Source organism: Methanosarcina thermophila TM-1 (genome assembly GCF_000969885.1).
GTDB lineage: Archaea > Halobacteriota > Methanosarcinia > Methanosarcinales > Methanosarcinaceae > Methanosarcina > Methanosarcina thermophila.
Genome location: NZ_CP009501.1, coordinates 38714 through 59699, shown reverse-complemented (window position 1 = coordinate 59699; position 20986 = coordinate 38714). Strand labels below are relative to the sequence as shown.

The 20986-nt window shown below is 43.1% G+C and carries 21 protein-coding genes; 10 read left to right on the top strand and 11 right to left on the bottom strand.

All coding sequences use genetic code 11. The annotated features are described in order from the left end of the window. Positions 1-10: 10 nt before the first annotated feature. Positions 11-259, bottom strand: a complete 249-nt coding sequence (locus MSTHT_RS00290; RefSeq protein WP_048166085.1) for a hypothetical protein — start codon at positions 257-259, stop codon at positions 11-13. A 166-nt stretch (positions 260-425) separates the two neighbouring features. Further along, positions 426-956: an META domain-containing protein gene (locus tag MSTHT_RS00285; RefSeq protein WP_048166084.1), complete on the bottom strand. Its 531-nt coding sequence runs from the start codon at positions 954-956 to the stop codon at positions 426-428. A gap of 469 nt (positions 957-1425) precedes the next feature. Here MSTHT_RS00285 and MSTHT_RS15270 point away from each other — a divergent pair, with 469 nt between their 5' ends. The 3 genes from MSTHT_RS15270 to MSTHT_RS00275 are packed head-to-tail and all read left to right on the top strand — an operon-like array spanning position 1426 to position 2539. Beyond that, entirely contained in the window at positions 1426-1554 is a 129-nt protein-coding gene (locus MSTHT_RS15270) for a hypothetical protein (RefSeq protein ID WP_259274580.1), read from the top strand. A gap of 26 nt (positions 1555-1580) precedes the next feature. Further along, on the top strand, positions 1581-2141 hold the full coding sequence (locus MSTHT_RS00280; RefSeq protein ID WP_048166083.1) for a TIR domain-containing protein: 561 nt from the start codon (positions 1581-1583) through the stop codon (positions 2139-2141). A 44-nt stretch (positions 2142-2185) separates the two neighbouring features. Continuing rightward, a complete protein-coding gene (locus MSTHT_RS00275) occupies positions 2186-2539 on the top strand; it encodes a hypothetical protein (RefSeq protein WP_048166082.1) in 354 nt (117 codons plus the stop codon). A gap of 433 nt (positions 2540-2972) precedes the next feature. Here the strand turns inward: MSTHT_RS00275 and MSTHT_RS00270 are convergent, their stop codons facing one another. The 5 genes from MSTHT_RS00270 to MSTHT_RS13845 form a co-directional block, all read right to left on the bottom strand. Further along, complete coding sequence (locus tag MSTHT_RS00270) at positions 2973-3179, bottom strand: DUF2795 domain-containing protein (protein WP_048166081.1); 207 nt, start codon at positions 3177-3179, stop codon at positions 2973-2975. A gap of 87 nt (positions 3180-3266) precedes the next feature. Next, positions 3267-3473, bottom strand: coding sequence for a DUF2795 domain-containing protein (locus MSTHT_RS00265; RefSeq protein WP_048166080.1), 207 nt, complete (start codon positions 3471-3473; stop codon positions 3267-3269). A gap of 111 nt (positions 3474-3584) precedes the next feature. Then, the gene (locus MSTHT_RS00260; protein WP_048166079.1) at positions 3585-3773 is read right to left on the bottom strand and encodes a DUF2795 domain-containing protein; all 189 of its coding nucleotides are present in this window, start codon (positions 3771-3773) and stop codon (positions 3585-3587) included. Positions 3774-3793: 20 nt separating this feature from the next. After that, a complete protein-coding gene (locus tag MSTHT_RS00255) occupies positions 3794-3982 on the bottom strand; it encodes a DUF2795 domain-containing protein (protein WP_048166078.1) in 189 nt (62 codons plus the stop codon). A gap of 261 nt (positions 3983-4243) precedes the next feature. Next, positions 4244-4375, bottom strand: coding sequence for a DUF2795 domain-containing protein (locus MSTHT_RS13845; RefSeq protein WP_181952239.1), 132 nt, complete (start codon positions 4373-4375; stop codon positions 4244-4246). Between the two features lie 693 nt (positions 4376-5068). On the opposite strand from MSTHT_RS13845, the gene MSTHT_RS00250 reads away from it, so the two are divergent. Continuing rightward, the gene (locus tag MSTHT_RS00250; protein ID WP_048166077.1) at positions 5069-6100 is read left to right on the top strand and encodes a calcium/sodium antiporter; all 1032 of its coding nucleotides are present in this window, start codon (positions 5069-5071) and stop codon (positions 6098-6100) included. A gap of 430 nt (positions 6101-6530) precedes the next feature. Here the strand turns inward: MSTHT_RS00250 and MSTHT_RS00245 are convergent, their stop codons facing one another. Beyond that, positions 6531-7205 carry a diacylglycerol/polyprenol kinase family protein gene (locus tag MSTHT_RS00245; RefSeq protein ID WP_048168251.1) on the bottom strand — a complete coding sequence of 225 codons (675 nt, stop codon included), beginning with the start codon at positions 7203-7205 and terminating at the stop codon, positions 6531-6533. Positions 7206-7552: 347 nt separating this feature from the next. Here MSTHT_RS00245 and MSTHT_RS00235 point away from each other — a divergent pair, with 347 nt between their 5' ends. The 6 genes from MSTHT_RS00235 (at position 7553) to MSTHT_RS13605 (ending at position 17036) form a co-directional block, all read left to right on the top strand. Further along, positions 7553-7924, top strand: coding sequence for a VOC family protein (locus tag MSTHT_RS00235; RefSeq protein ID WP_048166075.1), 372 nt, complete (start codon positions 7553-7555; stop codon positions 7922-7924). A gap of 1019 nt (positions 7925-8943) precedes the next feature. Continuing rightward, positions 8944-11316 carry a hypothetical protein gene (locus tag MSTHT_RS00230; RefSeq protein WP_048166074.1) on the top strand — a complete coding sequence of 791 codons (2373 nt, stop codon included), beginning with the start codon at positions 8944-8946 and terminating at the stop codon, positions 11314-11316. Next, complete coding sequence (locus MSTHT_RS00225) at positions 11309-12574, top strand: hypothetical protein (RefSeq protein ID WP_048166073.1); 1266 nt, start codon at positions 11309-11311, stop codon at positions 12572-12574. Before MSTHT_RS00230 ends, MSTHT_RS00225 begins: the two co-directional genes overlap by 8 nt. A 30-nt stretch (positions 12575-12604) precedes the next feature. Continuing rightward, a complete protein-coding gene (locus MSTHT_RS00220; protein ID WP_048166072.1) occupies positions 12605-13117 on the top strand; it encodes a CARDB domain-containing protein in 513 nt (170 codons plus the stop codon). Positions 13118-13149: 32 nt separating this feature from the next. Then, complete coding sequence (locus MSTHT_RS00215; RefSeq protein ID WP_048166071.1) at positions 13150-14316, top strand: hypothetical protein; 1167 nt, start codon at positions 13150-13152, stop codon at positions 14314-14316. A gap of 35 nt (positions 14317-14351) precedes the next feature. Continuing rightward, positions 14352-17036 (top strand): transglycosylase SLT domain-containing protein, encoded by a 2685-nt coding sequence (locus MSTHT_RS13605; protein WP_052721776.1) that lies wholly within the window; start codon positions 14352-14354, stop codon positions 17034-17036. Between the two features lie 107 nt (positions 17037-17143). Here MSTHT_RS13605 and MSTHT_RS00205 read toward each other — a convergent pair whose 3' ends face one another. From MSTHT_RS00205 to MSTHT_RS00195, 3 genes are all read right to left on the bottom strand, one after another. Continuing rightward, a complete protein-coding gene (locus MSTHT_RS00205; protein ID WP_048166070.1) occupies positions 17144-18142 on the bottom strand; it encodes a TIGR03557 family F420-dependent LLM class oxidoreductase in 999 nt (332 codons plus the stop codon). 467 nt (positions 18143-18609) lie between these two features. Continuing rightward, positions 18610-19341, bottom strand: a complete 732-nt coding sequence (alaXM, locus tag MSTHT_RS00200) for an alanyl-tRNA editing protein AlaXM (RefSeq protein ID WP_048166069.1) — start codon at positions 19339-19341, stop codon at positions 18610-18612. 195 nt (positions 19342-19536) lie between these two features. Then, positions 19537-20808: a BAR domain-containing protein gene (locus tag MSTHT_RS00195; RefSeq protein ID WP_048166068.1), complete on the bottom strand. Its 1272-nt coding sequence runs from the start codon at positions 20806-20808 to the stop codon at positions 19537-19539. Positions 20809-20986: the final 178 nt, after the last annotated feature.

The window sequence follows — 20986 nt, the reverse complement described above, 5'->3', positions numbered from 1 at the left end:
CACCGTACCATTAGAAAAAAAAATCAATTATATTAAGAATCAGAATTCCAGCGGTTGCATAAATCATTAAAAAATACCAGGGTAAAGGACTACTTTTTTCTTCTTCTCTTAAGAATAAATAAAATAGAAAAACCAATAAAGGCGCATATTTTGATGCAAAATCAAGCTGGACATGAATTAAATTCTCTGGTACTGTAACAAGTAATAGTGTGCAGGCTATGGCTACCACACATAGTTTCAGATCTTCTTCCAGAGACATTGATTTAAATAGCCTGCTATATCGTATAATCATTTGTTTTTATATAAATAATTTTATTAATTTGTCGTTAAAAATTAATTCTGAAAAATTAAACGGGAAATGTGTTTTACTAGCATAAAAAAAGCTCATAGTTCCTCATTGACAAAAAAGTAGGGTCAGTTTTAGATTAAATGGATTGTTCAGTCCGCCCTCCGCTGATAAAGAACATCTTCTGACCTGTGCTTCCTGAATGCAGTATAAGCTGTTCATTCTCAAAAGCTGCCGAACTTACATTGCTTAAAAGCGACAGGTATTCATTGTCCAGAGATTCTGGCCCGCATGCAATGAGCGTCATCACAGGCGGATCAAGGGAAAGACTGTCCCCCTCCAGAATATAGTTCCCGCCGCCGCTGTTACAATCAGCTTTGACATAGTATGTGTTGTCAGAGAAGAAAGCAAGCGTATAATTCTCAGGGTCCGGCACTACAGTTCTATTTTCAGGGCTGTCGGACTGCTGGAAACCTATCCACTGCCATTCAATATTTGTCAAATTTTCAACAGAGATTCCATCAGAATTTACTGGCTGCTCGTCAGATTCGGGAGAACTTACTCCCTGCTCGGCACAGCCTGATGAAAATAAAACTACGATGATTATGGCAATAAAGGATAAAGAAACCAGGCTTCTGCTCTTATTTCTTATTTTTACTTTTATTTTCATTATACCCCTCCCAAATTGATTCCGTAGTTGATTTTTTTGAGATATCTTTTACTTTTAATTCAGTATATTTTTGTAATTATTTAAACTTCAATTTAAGCTGCAGACATAAAAAACGGATCAATTAAGAATTTATTAAAGATATAATTGAAATTTATATTACGTGATTTGAGTTCAGAAAGCCAGATTCCTATGTTTCTATAGCCGACAAAGCTGACCTTATTTATAACAAAATAAATATCTGGACTCGGAGGATATAATAAAAATAAGTGCACGCAATGTGTGAAGGGTAATTAAAAGAATAATACATGGATCTGTTAACTCTGAAGTAGTTGAACTTCCGGATGATATAGAAATTATTTTCATTAAAAAACTCAGTAGAAAACCTGATTTAAAAGAAAGAAACCAGATAATCCAGATAAACTTTTTGAGAAATCACGAAAAGGCATCAATGAATAAGGGGGGAATAATTTTGCCAGAAGAAGACAGAGAACCATCTTTCCAGCCTGAACCGATACCTGAACCTGAACCTGTTACTCCGCCTGAGCCGATACCTCATCCCGAGCCGGAAATCGAGCACGATAAAAAACCAAGGAAATAGAGGAATTTCGATAAAATGCGGCAGTTATGATCTCAAAAGTTTATATAGCTCACTGCGAGCAGGATGAACCACTTGCTCGGGAACTTGTCAGAGCTCTCTGGGCTGTGGAACTGGAGAGCTTTTCATTCCTGTACAGGAAGGCTCGAATTCTTTCCCCTGGTGAGAGGATACGTTTTGGGATTCGTCAGTCAGATTGTTTTATCCCCATTCTCACAAAGGAAGGGGCAGGGTCGCAAGAAGTAAATCAGGAAATCGGCTTTGCAGTCGGGGTAGATCAGCTTATAATTCCACTGGTAGAGACAGGGGTCGAATTGCCTGTCCTGATACGTCACCTGCAGCCCATTGTCTTTTCTCCAGAAGCTTATGAGGATGCTCTGGGGAAATTGATACAGAACCTGAGAGAACTGACAAGGCTTGACTGGCTGAAGATAAAGTGTCCCTATTGTGGGGAGGAGATGACGCAGTACATTTCACCTCAGGAAGAAGTAGAAAGAGCGCTTCTTGCAGGGACCCACCTTGAGACAAAATGCAGTTACTGCCAGAAAAATATTCATCTGGACCCCAGAACCTTCAGACCTGTGCTCTGATCATGTATTCAAAGTCGGATTGAAATAGTGAAGAGGTCGAACTGATGGAAAGAAAAGTAACAGATGAAATAAAAGATGAGCCAGGAAAGCCAATAGAAGTCCAATCCAAAATGGGTGAAACGACTGTAAGTGAGCTGGAAGTCAAAGGGATAGAAAATCTCACGCCTATGGAAAAGAAACACCTGCTTCTGCAACTTGCCCGTGATAGGGCAAAAGATAGCTCTGCAGGTCCATGGGAAATAGTTGATATCTTCAGGGAGGAATGGAGAGCTGTCAGGGATACATTGACCCAGCCCGTAGAAGTCGATTTAAGGGACATAGGAAGGAATTCACTCTTCAGGGTACTGCTGGACATAACACAGTTAGAAAGACAACTAGAAACACAGAAACAGGAATAAGAAAAATGGAATAGGAATAAGAAAAAATGGAACAGAAAAGAAAAAATGGAACAGAAAAGAAAAAATGGAACAGAAAAGAAAAAAATGGAACAAGAATAAGAAAAGTCAGATGCTTCCTAAAAACCTAATTTTTACTTTGTAGTCGTTAAAGTTATAATGTTGGAAGTTATAATGTTGGAATTTTAATAAAAATAGGGAAATTTCTGTCAGATACTGCGTTATTTAGAAAGAAAGGAGGTTTAATTGTGGCCTCCCATTTTATATGTAGAGTGGGAGAGCTTTTTCACCTGCTCCCCCTTCTAATGCCTTACTGGCTGCTCTAAAGCAGAGTTATTTTTCTTCAAATTCCTTGCTGACATCTGCAGCATTGGTGCACTCCTTGTCCGGAAGATCTTCCAGACCTCCAATTACCTCACTGATGGAATTTGTGTTCTTACCTTTGTTCACCAACACGCTTTCCGCTGAATTCCTGAGCTACATCTGCAGCGTTGGTGTATGATCTGTCTGGAAGCTGCTGCAAGTCGGTAATTACTTGTTCGCTTGCACCGTGGCTCTGAGCATAACTAACAATCTCGCTCTTGGTTTTAGGAAAATCGATGCCCTTCAGTGCGTGTTCAATGTCAGCCATACTTGTTCTCATAATTTTCCCCCCATTACTCAAAGAGTTCGTTTAAATTTCTATTAATATTTCTATCAATGTCTGCAGTATTCTTATTATATTATTCCCTTACCTTTCTCCACCAACACGTTTTCCGCTGAATTCCTGAGCTACATCGGCGGCGTTGGTGTATGACCTGTCTGGAAGCTGCTGCAAGTCAGTAATTACTTGTTCGCTTGCACCGTGGCTCTGAGCATAACTAATAATCTCGCTCTTGCTCTTAGGAAAATCGATGCCCTTCAGTGCGTGTTCAATGTCAGCCATACTTGTTCTCATAATTTTCCCCCGTATTTCTTGCTTATTTGTTTTCTGATTCTTTATTTATCTAAGGTGCTGACGCAGGTCTCATCAGAGAGTTTTTGGTATTTCCCCCCCATTATAATGGTTTTATTTTCCAGAGAATTCCTTACTAACATCAGCAGCGTTGGTATATTCCTTGTCTGGAAGACTTTCAAGAACCTGCAAAACCTCATCGCTGGCATTATGTTTTTTTGCATGTTCAATAAGGCCCTGCTTTCTTACAGGATAATTTATATCCTTCAGAGCTTTTTGAACTTCAATTGGACTGGTTTGCATAATTTTCCTCCACGTTTTGTTTATTTATTTTCTAACTCCTTGTTAACACCTGAAGCGCTGGTGTATACTTTGTCCGGAAGCCTTCTGATGTCTTCCAACACACCCTCGCTTGCATTATACATCTTTGCGTGTTTAACAAGGTCTCTCTTCTCTGCAGGATATTCTGTATCTTTTAAAACCCTCTGAGCAGGATCCACACCCATTTGCATTACTTTCCTCACTGTTGCACAGTTTCGTTTGCCTGCTAACAGGCATTACCTGTTTGTTTCCCTGTCAGAAGGGCTTTCTGGTGTTTTCATTTGTTCTGGCACCATATTTTCTGGTATTCAATAAATCATCGGCAGACCTTTACATGGATAGTGCCTGGATATTTATGAATACCTTAAATTGCTGGTCAGAAATTCACTGCTCTTCTGGTTTCGGAGGTCTGGCACGTTCACTTCCAGACATTCGATTTCCTTGGTAACATCTCAGGGGGTATTATACTCAATTTCAGATATTCCCCTTAGAAGGTCCAGAACATCACTGCTTGCCTGCTTACTTTCGGCAAACTTTGCAAGGTTATCTCTGTTTGCAAGATAACCTATTCCCCTGCCGGTCACAAACTCATAAACCTGGCTTGGATCCCTTTTTACAAGTTCACCTCCATGAATTCAGGTAGCCATTACCTTTCCCTATAAGTTGCCCACCCTCCATTGGAGTATTATGTAAGATATAATATAAAAAAGAATTCAACTCAAACGTTTGGTAGAAGATGATTATTTTAGTCTGGAAGCTTTTCGCTTTTTTTTATAATTAAAGAATAAACATACCTGCAAACAAAGGCTTTTGGTTAGCATCTATTGAAGGCGTGCCCTTAAAGATAGCCTGGTTTAAAACAAGAACTAAGGAGAAAAGTTCCATCACAACGGCTACTGCTGCCTGAAAATTACTCCATCAGGAAATAAGTTTATCACATATATAGAAAAACTTTCTTGAAAGCTACTGAGACTCAGAGTTAATAAATTAAAATAAATTTATCTGTATTCCGGCTTCAGTTCTATAATATAAAACTAATGGTAAGCCGATCGAGGACAGGTGTGTCAAGTTTTATTACTGGTCAGATATCAGGATTTATTTACATGTTATAAAAGATCAGGCAGAGCATTCGCCTTTTAGTGAAAAGCCCTCAGTTACCTGGCACATAAAATTACTAATCTTTCATTTTAATTGAAAACCTTTAATATGAGATTCCCTAGATAAGAGTCAGATCACTAACAGTAAACTCAGGAAAGAATAAACCAGATGTAGTTTTTATGATTTCAGAAAACTTTCTAATCCTCATGCTTAGCCTCATTCTTCTGACCAAGGGATCAGACTATTTTGTAAAATCAGCTTCGGCCATTGCAGAAAAGCTGGGTGTCTCCGAGTTTGTTATAGGGCTGACCCTTGTAGCAGTCGGGACATCAATTCCAGAACTCGCTTCATCGATAACTGCTGCTCTCCAGCAGGCAAGCGGTATTGTAATAGGAAATGTCGTTGGGTCAAATATCGTAAATATAGGGTTCATTGTCGGGCTGGCAGCAGTTATCTCTCCAATGAAGACCGAAATTGAGATGCTCAGGAGAGATGGTTATGTCATGCTTTTTGCAGCTTTACTCTTCTTTGCTTTTGCCCTGAACGGAGTACTCTCGATACTGGAATCAATCATTTTCATACTTATCTTTATAGCCTATGTATTTTTCCTGTTTGAGGAAGCCGAGAAATACGAGGGAAAGCTGCATTTCAAGGAGTTCATAATATACTTTTTTAAGTTCGAATATATAGTCAGCGCAAGGCAAAAGTTCAGTTGCATTAGAAATGGAAGCACCAGAGATGAGGATTGTCCGCCTAGAGAAGGATTTGCAAAAGATATTCTGATCCTGATAGCCAGCTGTGCAGCAGTTATAATCGGGGCAAGGTATTTTGTAGATAAGTCAATCTTCTTTGCAGAGCTCCTTGGGATTCCCGAAACCATAATAGGTACTACTCTTGTAGCAGTGGGCACTTCCCTCCCTGAGCTTGTGGTGACAGCAACTGCAGCAAAGCAGGGTTTCGGAAGTATAGCCCTTGGTAATATTATAGGCTCAAACATCGCAAACGTATTTTTAATTCTCGGACTCACAGGGTTGATCTATCCTATAGCTGTTGATCAAATTAGTTTATTCTTTACAACTCCGGTTATGATTTTGATAAGCGTGTTACTCCTCGTGTTTATCAGCACTGGCTGGGAAATAAAAAGGTGGGAAGGAGGGGTTTTAATGGCTTTTTACTCAGTTTTTCTTCTGGTACTGTTCAGCATGGATTGAGGGAAAGAGAACTGAAAAATTTCTGGAAAACAGCCAGAAGTAAAAAAATTTGTGTCTGCTTTATGGAAAATTTCAAGTTTTTCACTATATTCTCTAATCAGGCGTTTTAATCATTCCTGTTTTCCAGAGTATTCCGAACTAATAAATCCGGTTAGAACCAGCCTGTGAAGAAAATTAAAAACAGGGGTTCAGCCATTTTTACTCTCCTGCCATTCAAAGTAAACTCATCAAGAGCCATACCAAAATCAGCAGGATGATCAATCCAAGAACTATCCTTAAAATACCTGCCACTACCAATTTAATGCCCTCCATTATTATAAAAACTGATTTCATATAATATAAGTCTAGAGTATGCTCCGGGAAATTCCCCAGATGTTTGTTAAATCCACAATAAACATGAGCAGCTGAAAATAGAGGAATTAAAAGATTATCATTGAAGAAAACCCACAATAAACATGAGCAGACCTGAGAACGGAGGAATTAAAAAATTATCGTTAAAAAAAAACCTGAATATCATTTGCGAGTCAAATTGTCGGATTGTTTGCAAACCTATAACGCTTTCTAACAGCATCCCACCTGCAGCCCCGACAAAAGCCTGAATAGGGGTCACAAAAAACAAAGACGCCAGAAAGGCTGCTATTATACCTGAAACGGTTCCTTCTACGGTTTTTTTCCCCGAATATGGCAGTTTATGCTTGCCTGCCAGTACGCCTGCAGCAGTTGATACCGAGTCCCCGAAAGCAACTATCGCAATCGAGGCATACACGATTTCCTCAGGGAATAATATAAAAGAGAGGGTTATGCCGCAAAGAAGCAGAATAGTCCCTTTAAGCGGTATAGTCTGCTTCGAAGCCCTTCCCCACTTGCACAGGGAAGCAGATAATGAAAGAGGGATCTTATCGAGGAGAATGGCTACTGAGATAGCTACATGAGAAGCAAGCAGAAAGAGCAGGAGAGCCAGAGCCATATCTCCGGCTGCCCGGATTAAAAGAATTAAAATTACACCTGTCGACAAGTGTATTAACTGGCGCTCAACCTCGCCTTTAAGAACGGCTCTTTTATCGAGGTAATCGCACTTTAAATTCTGGGTGTACTCATTTGCCATGGAATCACTTTTCATTGACCTGATACAGGTATGGTACCGATCAGCTAACCCCAGTTAAAAATCGAGAGATAAAGAACTAAAACATAGCTTTATCCTCTGGAATTTTGCTTAACAAACAAACATATTCTGAAATATATAAATATATACAGAATAAATTTGCATTACAGAATAAATTTGCATGTTTGTGTATGCAAAAATCCGATTACTCGCTTCAACTCATAAGGGAAGAGATACTGAGACTCTATGCTAAAACATATTTTCTCCAGGGTTTTTACTGGAAAACCTTTAAGGTACCTGTGTACCCAAGAGCTATATTCTTCAACGTCCAGTAATGTTGGGGAATACAAATGCCAACAATAGTCCACTTTGACATTCCAGCAGACGATCTTGAGCGAGCAAAGAGCTTTTACTCAAAACTGTTTGGCTGGAAATTTGAAAAGCCCATAGAAACAATGGAATATTACCTGATTGACACAGAGGATCTCGAAGGAAAAAGAGGGCCAGGTGGAGGCCTTGGAAAAAGGGGAAGTGCAGAACAGAAAATTACGAATTTTATAGGTGTCCCCTCAGTGGATGAGTACCTTGCGAAAATTGAAAAACTCGGAGGCAAGGCGCTCATGGCAAAAACCGCTGTGCCAGGTATGGGATATCTTGCAATCTGCATGGATACTGAAAATAACCCCTTCGGGATCTGGGAAGAGAATGAGGAAGCCAGGTAATTTTAACCTGACTTCCCCCTTTTAAGGATAGATTCGCCTTTTATAACTGCTCAACCGGGCAAACAATATCTACGTCTATCTATATAAACCTGAATGAGCAAATCCAGATGAGCAGATTCTAATTAACTGATTTCTTTTAACTGCTTTTATTAACTCAAATTTGTTTATTCCAGCAGTCAATAATCAGACTGATAAGCCGATAAATCAGCATTCTTTAACTGATTTTAGATAAGGACATCGACGGACCATGTGTCTGAAAAACTGGAAACCAGGCTTCAAAATATATATTTTATAACAGTTATATACAAATATAGTTTTATACTATTACATTAAATTAATATTTATCTTATACAAAGTGAACAATCGGGGACATGGGTAAATTCACTGAATCGCTATAAGGGGTCAATATTAAAAATATTGTTAGTCAGGGATGTGGCATTAATAATCTCACAATTGCTTCAAGTAATTTTGTGATTGCTGATGTAATTTGAGTGGGGTTATTGGCTGATATGCTAAACTCTGGCAATCCAGTACTAAAGACCTCTGTGCTCTGTTAGCTGTTGCTTTTTACAGGAGAAAAACGCGGCCAGTGAAATTCGCGCAAAAGCATGAAGAGTTAGAGGCTGATCATTTTGCACTGCTGAAGTGTATTGGTTAACAATGTTACTCAAATAAGATGGACATCAAGCTCGCCAGCTAAGGAAACAATAGAATCCGACAGTCAACCTTAGAGATATTTTACTCGAGAGTTTAACACCAAAAATACGAGAAGTTTGTGGGTTGATCTGATTTGACAGCGTGCGCCTGAGAAAAGTTAAGTTATCAAAAAGGCACTGTATCAGACTGACCCAGCTTTTCTTCCTACGATGTGAACCAGTAACAGACAGAACGTGCAGATTCCAGCCTGCCCATGCTCTCTCGGACAGATCGTGCAGATTCCAGCCTGCTCATGCTCTCTATTGCTTGCAAGAGGGAAAAAACCTTCGCAATGTCACGAGAAAACCTGAAGAGGTAATGATATGAAGAATCAAGCACCGTTCCTGAACATCAGCAGTTTCGCTGTGGAGGAGGTAACTCAAGAAATCTTTGAGACTTCAACCCCTCCCAGCACCCCATTTTTATCTATTTACGAATCCGAAGAAACCGGCGGCGTGATTGATCCGGAGACTGAAGAATACATTCAATTTCTCAATGAACTTTACGACGAGGAATTCAATGAAGCTCTATACGGCCTGGTAAGCGAGGCTGCTTCCCTTTATGAAGTCCGCTTTACACATGAAAACGGAGATCCTAGAATTATCGGCTACGAAGCTGAAAGATTCCTCAACCAGCACTTTGCTCCACTCATTACAGAATCCGAGGCTATGCTTGGGAGCCTGGAAACAGAACTTTGCCAGCGAGATATTAAAAGTCTTTCAGAGTATGAAATTGGAGAAATCGTTGATAGGTATAAGCCTTCGATTGAATTCACTCCCAACTTTGAAAATTTTCTGGGAAAACTTAAAAAGGTCGTAAAGAAAGTCGCCGGCAAGGCTGTAGACCTTGCAAAAAAGGGAATCAGCGCTGCAGCCAAGCTGGGTCTTGGGCCAATACTCAACAAGCTCAAGGCGCTTATCAAACCACTACTTAAGCGAGTTGTTCAGACCGCAATTGGAAAATTACCCGTTCAACTCCAACCCATGGCTAAGAAATTGGCTGAGCGCCTTCCTTTTTTGAAGGAATTTGAAGAAGGTAATTATCCTGTACCAGAGGACACCGAGCTTTCAGAGATCTCACTGATTCAATATGAATTCGACCAGCATGTTGCAAATGTACTTTTCGCCCACACTGAAGTTGAGCAGGAACTGGAAGTTTCCCAAGCACTGACTGAACAGCAGGCTCCTGAGATTTATTCTCTGGCTGAGCTGGACAATGCCAGGAACGATTTTGCTGAGAAGCTGCAACACCTGAAGGAAGGAGAAGATCCCACTCCATACGTTGAGAATTTTATCCCAGCCATTCTTCCAGCCCTAAAGGTTGGAATCAGACTCATTGGGCGTAAAAAAGTCGTGGATTTTCTGGCTAAATTTCTGGGCAAGCTCATACAGAAATTCGTCGGTCCTCAGCATACCCCTGCACTCTCACAGGCTATTGTAGATGCTGGTTTGCGCCTCATCCATCTGGAAGCAACATATGAAGACGAGTCGCGTGCTGCTTCTTCGGCTGTGGCTGCTACCATTGAGGAAACTGTGCGTCGTGTGGCTGAACTCCCAGATTATATTCTTAATGACCAGGAACTTCTCGAAGGCTTTGTGCTGGAAGCCTTTGAACAGGCTGCAGCTACAAATCTCCCACAGGTTCTTCCTGAGGAAATTTATCAAAAGCGCCCTGACCTTGGAGAAGCAAGGAAACTCCGTGGCACCTGGATCACAATGCCTTCTGGGAGAAGGAAACGGTATAAAAAGTTCAGTCGCAAAATTCCGACCAGGCTTTCACCACATAAAGTTTCGGCTATCGAGACCTTTGAGGGGATCTCTCTTGAGGAGTTCCTGGAAGAAAAACTTGGAGTTGCGCCCGGTGAAGAATTCGAGGCAATTGTTCATCTTTATGAAAGCATTCCAGGTACACGCCTGACAGATATCTCCCGACTGGAGGAAAACAGTACTGGATTGGATACTCAGGATGCTTATGAGCAACTCCATCCACTAACAACGGATGCAGCAGGACTTCTGCTAGGGGAACCGGAGTTGGGTAGGGATGTAGACCCCAGGTATCTCATTGACTCTTACTCTACCACAGTTGGGCAGCGGTTTTACTATCTTGAAATTCCCGGGAAGCGCCCTCTCATGACTCCAGCGGCGCCAGGACAGGTTAAAATGCGCCGTGCAACAAGCGTAAAGGTTATTCTCAACTTTCCCAGGAACGAAATAGAGGTTCGACTCTTCCTGAGTGAGATCCGCGCTCAAGAGATTGCCGTGAAGCTTCGACAGCATACACACATTGGCACAGTTACAGCCCGCTTGCAAAGACCTATTAAACGTGGGTTACACCGCGCACTCTCAGGTTCGTCTGGGCGGCTGAAAATAATTCACGAAGCCGTAACACCGGATCAATGGTCAAGTGTCTTCCAGCGGCTGCCTTCTCTGGTTCCGAGGATTCTCCTGGGCAGGCTGAATGAGTGGGTTCTTAAAGGGATTTCAGACCATCTGAAGCAACATTCAGAGGCATTCATCCAGGCTGCCTCAGACACCGCTGATGGTGTGACGTTCGTAGTTATCGTTGAAAATCCGCCAGGGTTCCCACAACTTCGTCAAGCTCTAAAAGAAAAAAGCCTCTCTCTTCCCAGCCTGAAAATGTCAGATGGCACACCAACTGTGAAAATAAGAGTTACTCCGGGGTACGCGCATGAGTGATCCAAATACTGCGGTCAGGACTCAGCTCGCCCGTCAGGTAGCTCACTGGACTGCCGCTGCAATGCGGCTTCAAGATCTGGATGATCTGGCATCGCCTTCTGCGTGGAATAGCCTCGAGCGCTATCTTGGTTTGTCAATTCGGCAGCATCTAACCATGGTAGTAGAGAAATTAAAACGCGAAGCCACTTTCTTGCAAACTTCCCTTAACTCAGCCTCCTCTACAGCCGATATATTGACCGTAAGGCGTCAATTACTGACCTTTCGCAAGCGATACCTGCGCGTTGAGGCGACACTGGACTTTTATGCTGATGCAATTAGCACCCGCACAAGTACGAAAATGGCAGGTCTTCTAAGAGCCTGTGATACTCTTGCACACCGGAGTATGGCTCAAATTCTCGATCAGCTTGGAAAGCCGACCCCGATAGTACTTACCTATATTGATAAAGGCTTGGGAGCTTCGATTCTGAAAGCCGGTCTGCGCCTCTGGGACGAGACCAGTTTAAACCCGGTTGCAGCCATCAAAATAACCCGGCATAACTTACACCGTCCGACTGCTCTGATTCATGAGGCTGGGCATCAAGTAGCACATATCACAGGCTGGAGTGAAGAACTTTCCGCGGCTCTTGCAGCCGGTCTTACCGATGCACCAGCGGGAGTTGCAGAGGCATGGAGAAGCTGGGCGTCGGAAATTGCTGCAGACGCTTTTTCTTTTGTACACACCGGCTATGCAAGTGTGGCTTCTTTATACGATGTGGTGGACGGGGGAGAGTCAATAGTTTTTCGATACCCTCCGGGCGACCCGCATCCCGTAGGCTACCTTCGAGTACTGCTTGGTGTGGAGATGTGCCGGCAGTTCTATGGAGCAGGTCCCTGGGATGACCTTGCCCTTGCCTGGACTCAACAATATCCTCTGCAGAGAGCATCAGGTGGTACATCCGGACAGTTACTCAGGGAATCTGTGCCTCTGCTTCCGAGTATTGTCAATATCACGCTGCGTAAGCCCATGCGGTCTTTCGGTGGACGTCCGCTTGTTGCCCTGATCAATCCCGAGCGTGTAAAACCGGAAACGCTTCTGGCACTGGAACAACAGCTTGGCGCTGCGCTGTATACCTCAATGCACTGGATCTGGACTGAGGCTTTGCGTCTGTTAGCTCTTACGGGCTTGCGGAAAGCGACATCGGTTGACCGTACAACTGAGACAATAAAGTTACAGGAACAATGGATGCTAAGACTTGGCGGCGCTTTGCAGGCCGCTTAACGGTTTATAATAAACTGAGGAGACCAAACTATGACAGAAAGTACCGTAGAAATCGCCCAGAAAGAATTCAGCGTGATTCGGGATCTATTGCTTGTGCCATTAAAGCCGGATTTGAAGAACGAAGAGCTTCCCAGCCACAGAAAGTGGAGAAGTGGATGTATTCCTGCAGGGCTTCCAGATTTAGTGCCTGTTAAGCCACCTTCTGATAGGGAAGGCTTGAAGGAGTTCTGTAATCTGAGAGAGGGGGAGGAAGGAGAGAAACTGCTGGTGGTTACTGTCGAGAACAGAGGCAATGCGACTGCACCTCAATCTACTACCAGAGTGACCTTTGTTGACTTAAGTAACTTCAATATCAGTGAGACCAGCGACAAAACCACACCGGAAATTCCAGCAGGCAAATCCATTGAACTCGAGTTTGATATGCAAAGGTGCTCTAATTCGAATTGCCTGTTTATTATAACTGTCAATGCTAAATTTGAGATCGATGAATCCGATTTGACAAACAACGTAGCCATTGGGCTGTGCAGAGTCGGCCCGCTCTGATAGAGAAATAGAAAGAGATGGAGGATTAAAATATGTTTAGACGTTTTGCAGGCAAAATCCCTGAGGGAGCTTTAGCCCTCTTTAAATGTCATCCGCTGGAGTTGACAACGTTACTGGAAGTATCCTGGAAGAGCAGAGTTCACGATGCTGCAAAGGTTTTAGGACATCCAGGACACAGGAGTGATATCCTTCCAGTACCCGATTTCTGGCTTAATCCGATGAGCAGGGCAGCCAGCATCGAACCTCCCACTGGTTCGGAAGCCGTAATACGACCCGCACCGCCAGCAAATCCCTTAACAGGTACGACTCTGGAGAATGCTCTCAATTTCTCCCAGGATCCAACGCAGCGCCGTACAGTCCTATGGGATCACCTGATCTATGCTTACATGATCGAGAATACCAGGATTTATGAGATATTTCGCCGTGTGCTGTACGAGTTCCTGTATGGGGAAAAACTGGGGGTTCCATTGCCAGATGCACAGCACTGGCTGCGAAATACCGAAGAGTTGTTCTACAGAGATCCTCCATCATTCTTTATTACCAGCATTACCAGCGACATTCGGGGAGACCTGCGCGCCTCTCGAAGGAATGCCTATCAGCGGATGTTTGGTATGGATCTAAACCACGGTACAGAGGACGGCAAACCATATCCCTATGTCAGAGCCGAGGCAGCAAATAATGAGTTTGTTCCCACATTTGAGGAGTTCCTTAGAGAGGTCTGGATCGGAATTGAACATCTTAACAACGGGATCGGACCTAAACCAACCGACGACGCTAAAATCGCCGATCTTGCCGAAAAGCTGCACGACATGCTCACAACGCGCAGGATAAATGGTAATCTGTCACGTGAAGAATTTGTCTTTGTCTCGATGATGTCCTGGTTCCACCTGACCGTGGAGTTTGATTCTCCAATCGTCGTATCACTAAGGGCAGAAGCCTCAAGTCCTGAACAAAGGCTCTTCAAGATTGCACAGCGGGTTGGGTTACCGGCTCATGGTCTTTCCAAGAGCTACTTCGATATTGCTGATCCTATTTCAAGGGTTCTTATATTGATTGAGACTGGAGCTTACAATACTCCAGCAGCCGCGTCCGCTTTTTATAAAGAAGGAGCCCTTCAGGACGCCATGAAAACTATCATCCGGCACTGGTCTATAATCACCGGACGCGAAATGAAAGCAAGGAAAGTTACGACAACATAAGACCGACCAGCTCTGACAATCCGAGGAATTTCGCCATGCCTTCAAAGGATAAGCAACGCGAGGATTCGCCCTTCCTCTCAGAGGGCGACCTTGAGACTCCCTTTCTTGACAGGGAGCTTTTTGTCAAGGAAGTTGAACCAGAGTTAGAAGCACATCTTGAAACCCTAATTAGCGAGAGCCCATTTACGCACGCGTTCGAAGAGAGTCAAAGGAAAATTTTTGAGTCAGATTTTTATGAAGAAGATATTTATGAAGAAAGAGAAGAGCCGGAGATAGAGAGCTTTTACAAGCATGAAGCTGAACCTCAAGAGGAAGATTTTAGCGTGGGGGATGATACCTTAGAGCAGCCCTACGCAAGAAAGTTAGAGGTCACAAAGGCGGATGAACTGGAAGATGAGCTCTCCTGGGAAGAACGAGCTGGCGCAGACAATTATCCGGCGGATGAAAATGAAACCTACAGTGAGAAAGAATTTTCGAATCCCGAATACAGCACTGATGAACTCTATTACTCGGGCGAAGATACATATGAAGTAGATAGGGAGAGTTTTCCCGAAGAGAAGTTGTCTATCCCGCAACAGATGTGGGTCGAACCAGAAGAAATTTGGATAGAGCCGGAAGAAGAGGGGATATACCCTTTAGAAGAAACAGTATACGGGGAAGAAGAACCATTACTGGACGAAGAGTTCTTTATTCAATCTGAGGAAGAAGGCATAAATTGGCCAAGTTTCGAATCAGAACTGGGTCCTGCAATACCTGCCTACATCACAGAATTTGCCACAAATTTGGGGAAAGAATGGTCAAGGCTCAGAAAAGGCTCGCCATCAGCAGGGGAAATAACTAAATGGCTTTTGCAAGATTACCAGGATACTCTAGAGGGTGCCCGCCTCAGGTGGAAGGGTAATTATAATAAGGGAAAATACACGGTTGAAGCTATTGGCAGAGCCTGGGTCATAAGCCGCCAGGAGAATATGAAATTTCAGATTTTTTCTCTGTCCGGCAGCATCAAACCTTTACTGAACTTTAAACCACCTGCAGTTTCAGTCACAATGGTTTCCAGTAAGCTGATCAGTGGCAGCAGCAAGGCACTAGTAGCACCCATTACAGTAAAATTTGTCGAAGAATTACGCCAGCGCTATCGTAAACCCTTTGATGTATCAAATTACCGGGGACATGGCGGAGGAAGCTTCCTAAACCGGGGCTATTCTCTTGATTTATTTCTTAAAGGTTTAGATGAACGAAAGTTCTACCCGTATAAAGAGGCTATTGAGTTCTTGAAGGCGGTTAAAGAGGCTGCCAGGGCAATTCAGGCAGAGTGGCGGGTAATTTATAATGATTTTTCTGTGGCAAAAGCTATTAACCAGGAGACCGGTCGTGAGAATGTTATTTTTGTAGGCAAGGCAGTAAAGGACAAAAACAACAGGGTTATTGGTCTGAATTGGCACGGACCGGACCCTCTAATTCTTCACTTCCATCTTGATCTTGCCCCTAGCGCAAGCATTTCAGCGAGGGGCATTAGACCTTCTGCAACGCCCGTTAAACCCGTGACGCCCACTCCCGCAACGTCTGTTCCAAAGCCGTCACAAAGTGCAGCTAAACCAGCCACTGAACTGGTGCGATTTGTGCAGCGAATACTGAACGCAGCCGAGGGAGAACGGCTTAATCCGGATGGAGCCCTTGGACCTCTTACAAAGGGTGCACTCGAGCGCTTCCGCAGAAAATACAGCCTTGGAACTGGCGGCGTGCTCGATTCTAAGACAGAGATTGCCCTTATCCAAAGGGCATTTGAAGAACTTGCTCAGCAGTCGATATTCGCCCAGCTTGGCTTATTAGATGCGCGCACGAAAGAGACCATATCAAAGTTCAAGTCCGAACGCGGGCTTGGTTTCAATGCGACGATTGATGCGGCTACACGCGCGGCGTTAGCTGACGCAGTGACACGGCGCCTGACTCCGACGCCTCCTGCACCCAGTTATTCAAAGAGTGCAGCCGCAGGTGGAATTAAGGTGAGCGATAAAGTGGTTTCTATGGTTGAGCGGTATCGCCCGCTTGTAGAGGCGGCGGCTGCGAAATATGGTGTAGATTCGGCACTTATCCTTGGCGTTATCGCAGCCGAATCAGGAGGCAACAAAGATCTCGTCGCAAAGAGTGGATATACTGGCCTGATGCAGTCAGACAAGGGTGAAATTTACAAACAGCCCGCAGTGTCCATTGACTCAGGCACAAAGAAACTCCGTGACTTTCGCATCATTATGGAGAATGTGCTGAAAGAACGTGGTCAGCGTTACGACCAGCTTCCGGAAGCTGAGCAGCTTCGTTTGCTCGCCCTGGCTTATAATGCTGGACCGGTAACTGTAGCAAAGGCGCTGCAGTACGCCGCAGAGTCCGGGAATCCCGAGCGCTGGCTTGATGGCGAGCACTACAAGAGGGCATTGTTGTTCACCGGGGCGTATAGCCTTAAACAGGCAGAAGCATCTTGCCTCAAAGGTATGGATCCATTGGAAAAGACGGCACGTATGGAAGAAGCGGTGCGTGTCTGGAATCAATGGCGTATAGGCACAAAAAAGGTTAACTGGCAGAAACTGCAAGATCCACCACTCTGGTCGAGTGTCTCGGCAAGTCTACCGCCGTTTATCGTGTGCGCCATTGAATTTAAACATCGCAACAGTCCAAAATATGCTGAAAAGATCATGGCTTATCGAGCCCGTTTTAAATCACTCTGAGCACCTTTGTTATATGATTCGCGAGTGACTTGCAGATGCATGGAACGTCAGGTGATTTTCAATTCAGATTCATTTTCCCTTGAAAAATGAAAAAACGGAAAAGAAACTTATCCTATTTCTTTTATTGCAGGTAAAACATCTTTCCCATAGGCTTCAAGAAAAGCTACCTGGTCTGAGGCTGCCGAATGGAAATAAAGGTGTGTGAAACCCAGGTCAATATATTTTTTTGCAAATTTAATATGATCCTCAGGATCTTCCGAAAAGCAAGACTGTTTTCGTATTATATCAGGACCCACAACTTGCCCATTCTGAGCAGACATCTCGGGAGTGTAGATTTTATTCACGAAAAGAGCAGGTATAAATGCTCCAGCCCAGTACTTCATGACATTCTTAATAGAAGCTTCAGGATCAGTTCCATAGTCAACAAAAAGCTCCACTGCTTTTGGCAGGTTTTCCGGGCTCTTACCCGAGTCTTTAGCTCCTTTTTCAAACTCGGATAGAATTCGCTCATACACCTGCATATCCGGCTTTCCTCCTACAGTTAAAAGTCCGTCCCCATAATAGCCTGCAACATAAGCGCTTTCGGGTACAAGAGAAGAGATATAGATCGGAATGTCGTTTTTAGGCAGCGTATATAATTTGGCTTCCTTTGTCCGGTAGTAACACCCATCAAAACTGATTTTCTCCCCTGTCCATAAGTCACGAATAAGTTTGACTGCTTCAATCATTCGCATCTGGCGTTCCTCATATTCGGGCCATTCGAGGGTTACGGGATACTCGTTTAAAGCTTCCCCTGTTCCCACCGCAAGATAGGTACGCCCTCCGGCAAGCGAGGACATCGTTGCTGCAGCCTGAGCAATAATAGCAGGGTTATAGCGCAGAATAGGGCAGGTCAGGCCTGTTCCCAGTTCTATGCTCTTAGTACACGCAGCTGCCGCACCAAGCCAGCTCCAGATAAAGCAGGACTGCCCATCCTCACTCCAGGGATGGAAATGGTCACTGGCAGCAATACTTTCAAAGCCTGCTTTCTCAGCAGTTATAACCTGCTCAAGCATTTCCGATGGAGGAAACTGTTCAGGTGCAATTTTATATCCTAGTTTAAGCAATCTAACCCCCCATTGATTTGTTCGTAATTCAAAAATTACAGATTATATTAGATAATCGTATTCAGACTCAAAAAAATCCTTATTTCAGTCGATTCATTTTTCATATAGAGTTCATTTTCCTCGAAAATAAACTTATGAAAAAAAAAGAAAATGAGTACAGGAGAGCGGAAAAAGAGGAAAAAAGGCAAAAAATGGAAAAAAGAAAGAAATATAAGAAGGAAGCGAAAAAATGAAATAGGAAAGAAATAATAAGGGAAGAAGGGAAATAATAAAAGAAAAAAGGAGGTAAGAAGGAAATAATAAGAGAAAAAGGGGAATAAGAGAGAAATAATAAGAAAAAAAGGGAAGTAAGAGAGAAATAATAAGGAAAAGAGAAATAAGAGATAAATAACAAGAAAAAGAGATGGAAAAAGGAAAGAAGAAGATAAGGAAAGAAAGAATCCAAAAATGAAGGTTCAGTTCAGAGCTTAATCCACAAGTGTGAAATACATTCTTCTATTGCTTTTCCCTTTGTTCTGGAGTTTTGTGATCTTTATACCCTTTATTTCCTCAGTGTTTTTTACATGGGTTCCACCGCAGGCTTCGATTGTTACTCCTTCGATTTCGACCATACGGACTTCTTTTATTTCGTCGGAAAAGCCTTTCGCCAGCGTGGTTAATCTTGAGAGCTTTTCTTCGGCTTCTTCGCGGCTTACAATATATAAGTTAACAGGATTTTTCCGGGCTATAATGCCGTTGGCAATTTTCTCATAATCAGCAAATTTATCCCTGTCAAAAGTCTCAAGGCTGAAGTCCACCCTGCTCTGATCAAGCCCAAGCTGGTTTCCTGTTATCTTGGCTCCCGCCTCTTTCTCAATTACGCTCGCAATTACATGAGTTGCTGTATGCATGCGCATATGCCTGTAACGGCGATCCCAGTCTATGAATCCTTTTACTCTGTCCCCTGCTTTTAATCCACTTAAGGCAGTCTCACCAGCTATCTCATGACTGATATCTCCATTGAACTTCCCCACATGCAGGACATTAAATTCAGCGCCATCAGATTCGCGGATTAACTTTCCTGTATCACTGGGCTGTCCCCCGCTTTCAGGGTAAAAAGCGGTGCGATCAAGGACCACAAATTTATCATCCATCACCTTTTCGACAGTCGCTTCGAACTCTTTCAGGTAACAATCAAGGAAGTAAAGCGCCTCTGTCATTGTCAAACCTCTTTTTTAAGCTCATCAATAGATAAAAACTGTCAGAATACATAAAATAACCGAAACCGTTACGCCGGTTTATCACGCCGGATAGGGTTAGGGGATAAGATTCTCAAATCCAAAGGTTACGTCTTTTTCGCTCAAGCAGTTTTTTTCAAAAGGCTTGCGCTCAAGCAGTTTTTTTCAAAAGGCTTGTCAGAAATTTATTTTTACACTGCTGTCGATTGAACTGGCGTTAGCAAGAATGCTTTCTTTTTTCTTTTCGAGTTCTTCCTTTAAAGCGGCAAGTTTCTTTTCGGAGTCTTCAATGTCATCTTCAAGCAGACGAGCCCTGTTCAGAAGTTCGGCTTCCTTACGCTCAAGTTCGACCAGCTTTCCGGTATCAAAACCTTCAATTTCAGCTTTTTTTGTCTCAAATTCCTTCAGGGCTTCAAGATACTCTTTTTTCCTTTCGGGAAAACCTGTAATTGCTGCTTTGACCTGTGACAGAGCTTTTTCCTTTTTCTGGGTCTGCATATCCAGGGCATTGTCCTCAAATACTTTTTGAAGCTCAGGGAAAAAAGAAGGATCAGCTTTTACGGGATCTTGAAGGCAAATATCAAGCTGCTTCTTTACCTCCGGCTTTAGGGTATATCTGCCGCTTTCATGAAGTTTTTTAATTCTTGAGAGATGACCAGAAAGCGGAAGAATAAGAGAATTCAAACCTGCCTCGGCTTTCCTGAGTTTTTCTCCGGCTGCGGAAAATTCTGCTTCCAGGTTCTGTAATTTCTGCCAGGCAGCTCCTTTTTTGAAATCCTTGAGAGCCTGGCTAGCTTCGGAAGCTTCTGCTCTCAAAGTCTGAATTTTTCGGTTTCTGGATTCGAGTTCCTGTTCTCCGGCTGCTATAGAAGCCGAAAGCTCATTTATCTCTTTAATAATCGATTTAGCCGCCTCAATAGCATCCATTTCCTTTTTATTTACCAGAATTACCTCTCCGAGCGCGTTAAAAACCCTACCCACGCTGGCAAGGCTCTCACTAACTTCTTTTGATTCCTCGGGGAAAACAACACGGGTATACCTGAAACTTCGGTTCATATTCTCCAGGCAAGTATTAAGATTCTGTGTAGCTGCTCTATAGAAGCCTTCCAGAGCTTTGAAATCTCTGTTTTCCTGCACCCTGATTTTATCTATCAACAGTGTGACCTGTTTTGTCACATTTTCCCTGTTGCTTTTGGCTCGCTTTACAGCCCTTATATCAAAATCTCCCTCGACCCTGGCTTCTGCAAGCCTTGAGTTACTTTCCTTGAGCTCCAGAAGTGAAGCATCAAGATCTCTAAAAAGACCGGATACATCCTTTTCTACTCGGGAAGATATCTTTTGAGACCTGGAATCTAGCCATGCAGGCAGGTCTTCAAAATTGATTTCCTTGAGACCAGTCTCCTCACTGGAATTTTCATTTTTTCCGAAGAGTTTCTTTATCCACTTCAACCTTAACCTTCCCTGAATTTGACAAAATTAATTAAATCATGAAATTTACATAGATTTTCTCTAATTTTGTATATTTTTGAAACTAGTTCTATGAAAGATTTAATCCGTAAAAGACTTTCCGGATTAAAGGCAGAATAGAAAAACGTTATACTTCTACAAATACTTATAAAAGAAAACT

Coding starts and splice junctions, on each gene's coding strand:
- MSTHT_RS00260 (WP_048166079.1), bottom strand. CDS start 3,773: ATGCAAACCAGTCCAATTGAAGTTCAAAAAGCTCTGAAGGATATAAAT.
- MSTHT_RS00225 (WP_048166073.1), top strand. CDS start 11,309: ATGAGTGATCCAAATACTGCGGTCAGGACTCAGCTCGCCCGTCAGGTA.
- MSTHT_RS00230 (WP_048166074.1), top strand. CDS start 8,944: ATGAAGAATCAAGCACCGTTCCTGAACATCAGCAGTTTCGCTGTGGAG.
- MSTHT_RS00290 (WP_048166085.1), bottom strand. CDS start 259: ATGTCTCTGGAAGAAGATCTGAAACTATGTGTGGTAGCCATAGCCTGC.
- MSTHT_RS00255 (WP_048166078.1), bottom strand. CDS start 3,982: ATGCAAATGGGTGTGGATCCTGCTCAGAGGGTTTTAAAAGATACAGAA.
- MSTHT_RS00270 (WP_048166081.1), bottom strand. CDS start 3,179: ATGAGAACAAGTATGGCTGACATTGAACACGCACTGAAGGGCATCGAT.
- MSTHT_RS00235 (WP_048166075.1), top strand. CDS start 7,553: ATGCCAACAATAGTCCACTTTGACATTCCAGCAGACGATCTTGAGCGA.
- MSTHT_RS00265 (WP_048166080.1), bottom strand. CDS start 3,473: ATGAGAACAAGTATGGCTGACATTGAACACGCACTGAAGGGCATCGAT.
- MSTHT_RS00280 (WP_048166083.1), top strand. CDS start 1,581: ATGATCTCAAAAGTTTATATAGCTCACTGCGAGCAGGATGAACCACTT.
- MSTHT_RS13605 (WP_052721776.1), top strand. CDS start 14,352: ATGCCTTCAAAGGATAAGCAACGCGAGGATTCGCCCTTCCTCTCAGAG.
- MSTHT_RS00215 (WP_048166071.1), top strand. CDS start 13,150: ATGTTTAGACGTTTTGCAGGCAAAATCCCTGAGGGAGCTTTAGCCCTC.
- MSTHT_RS00250 (WP_048166077.1), top strand. CDS start 5,069: ATGATTTCAGAAAACTTTCTAATCCTCATGCTTAGCCTCATTCTTCTG.
- alaXM (WP_048166069.1), bottom strand. CDS start 19,341: ATGACAGAGGCGCTTTACTTCCTTGATTGTTACCTGAAAGAGTTCGAA.
- MSTHT_RS00285 (WP_048166084.1), bottom strand. CDS start 956: ATGAAAATAAAAGTAAAAATAAGAAATAAGAGCAGAAGCCTGGTTTCT.
- MSTHT_RS00245 (WP_048168251.1), bottom strand. CDS start 7,205: ATGGCAAATGAGTACACCCAGAATTTAAAGTGCGATTACCTCGATAAA.
- MSTHT_RS00275 (WP_048166082.1), top strand. CDS start 2,186: ATGGAAAGAAAAGTAACAGATGAAATAAAAGATGAGCCAGGAAAGCCA.
- MSTHT_RS00220 (WP_048166072.1), top strand. CDS start 12,605: ATGACAGAAAGTACCGTAGAAATCGCCCAGAAAGAATTCAGCGTGATT.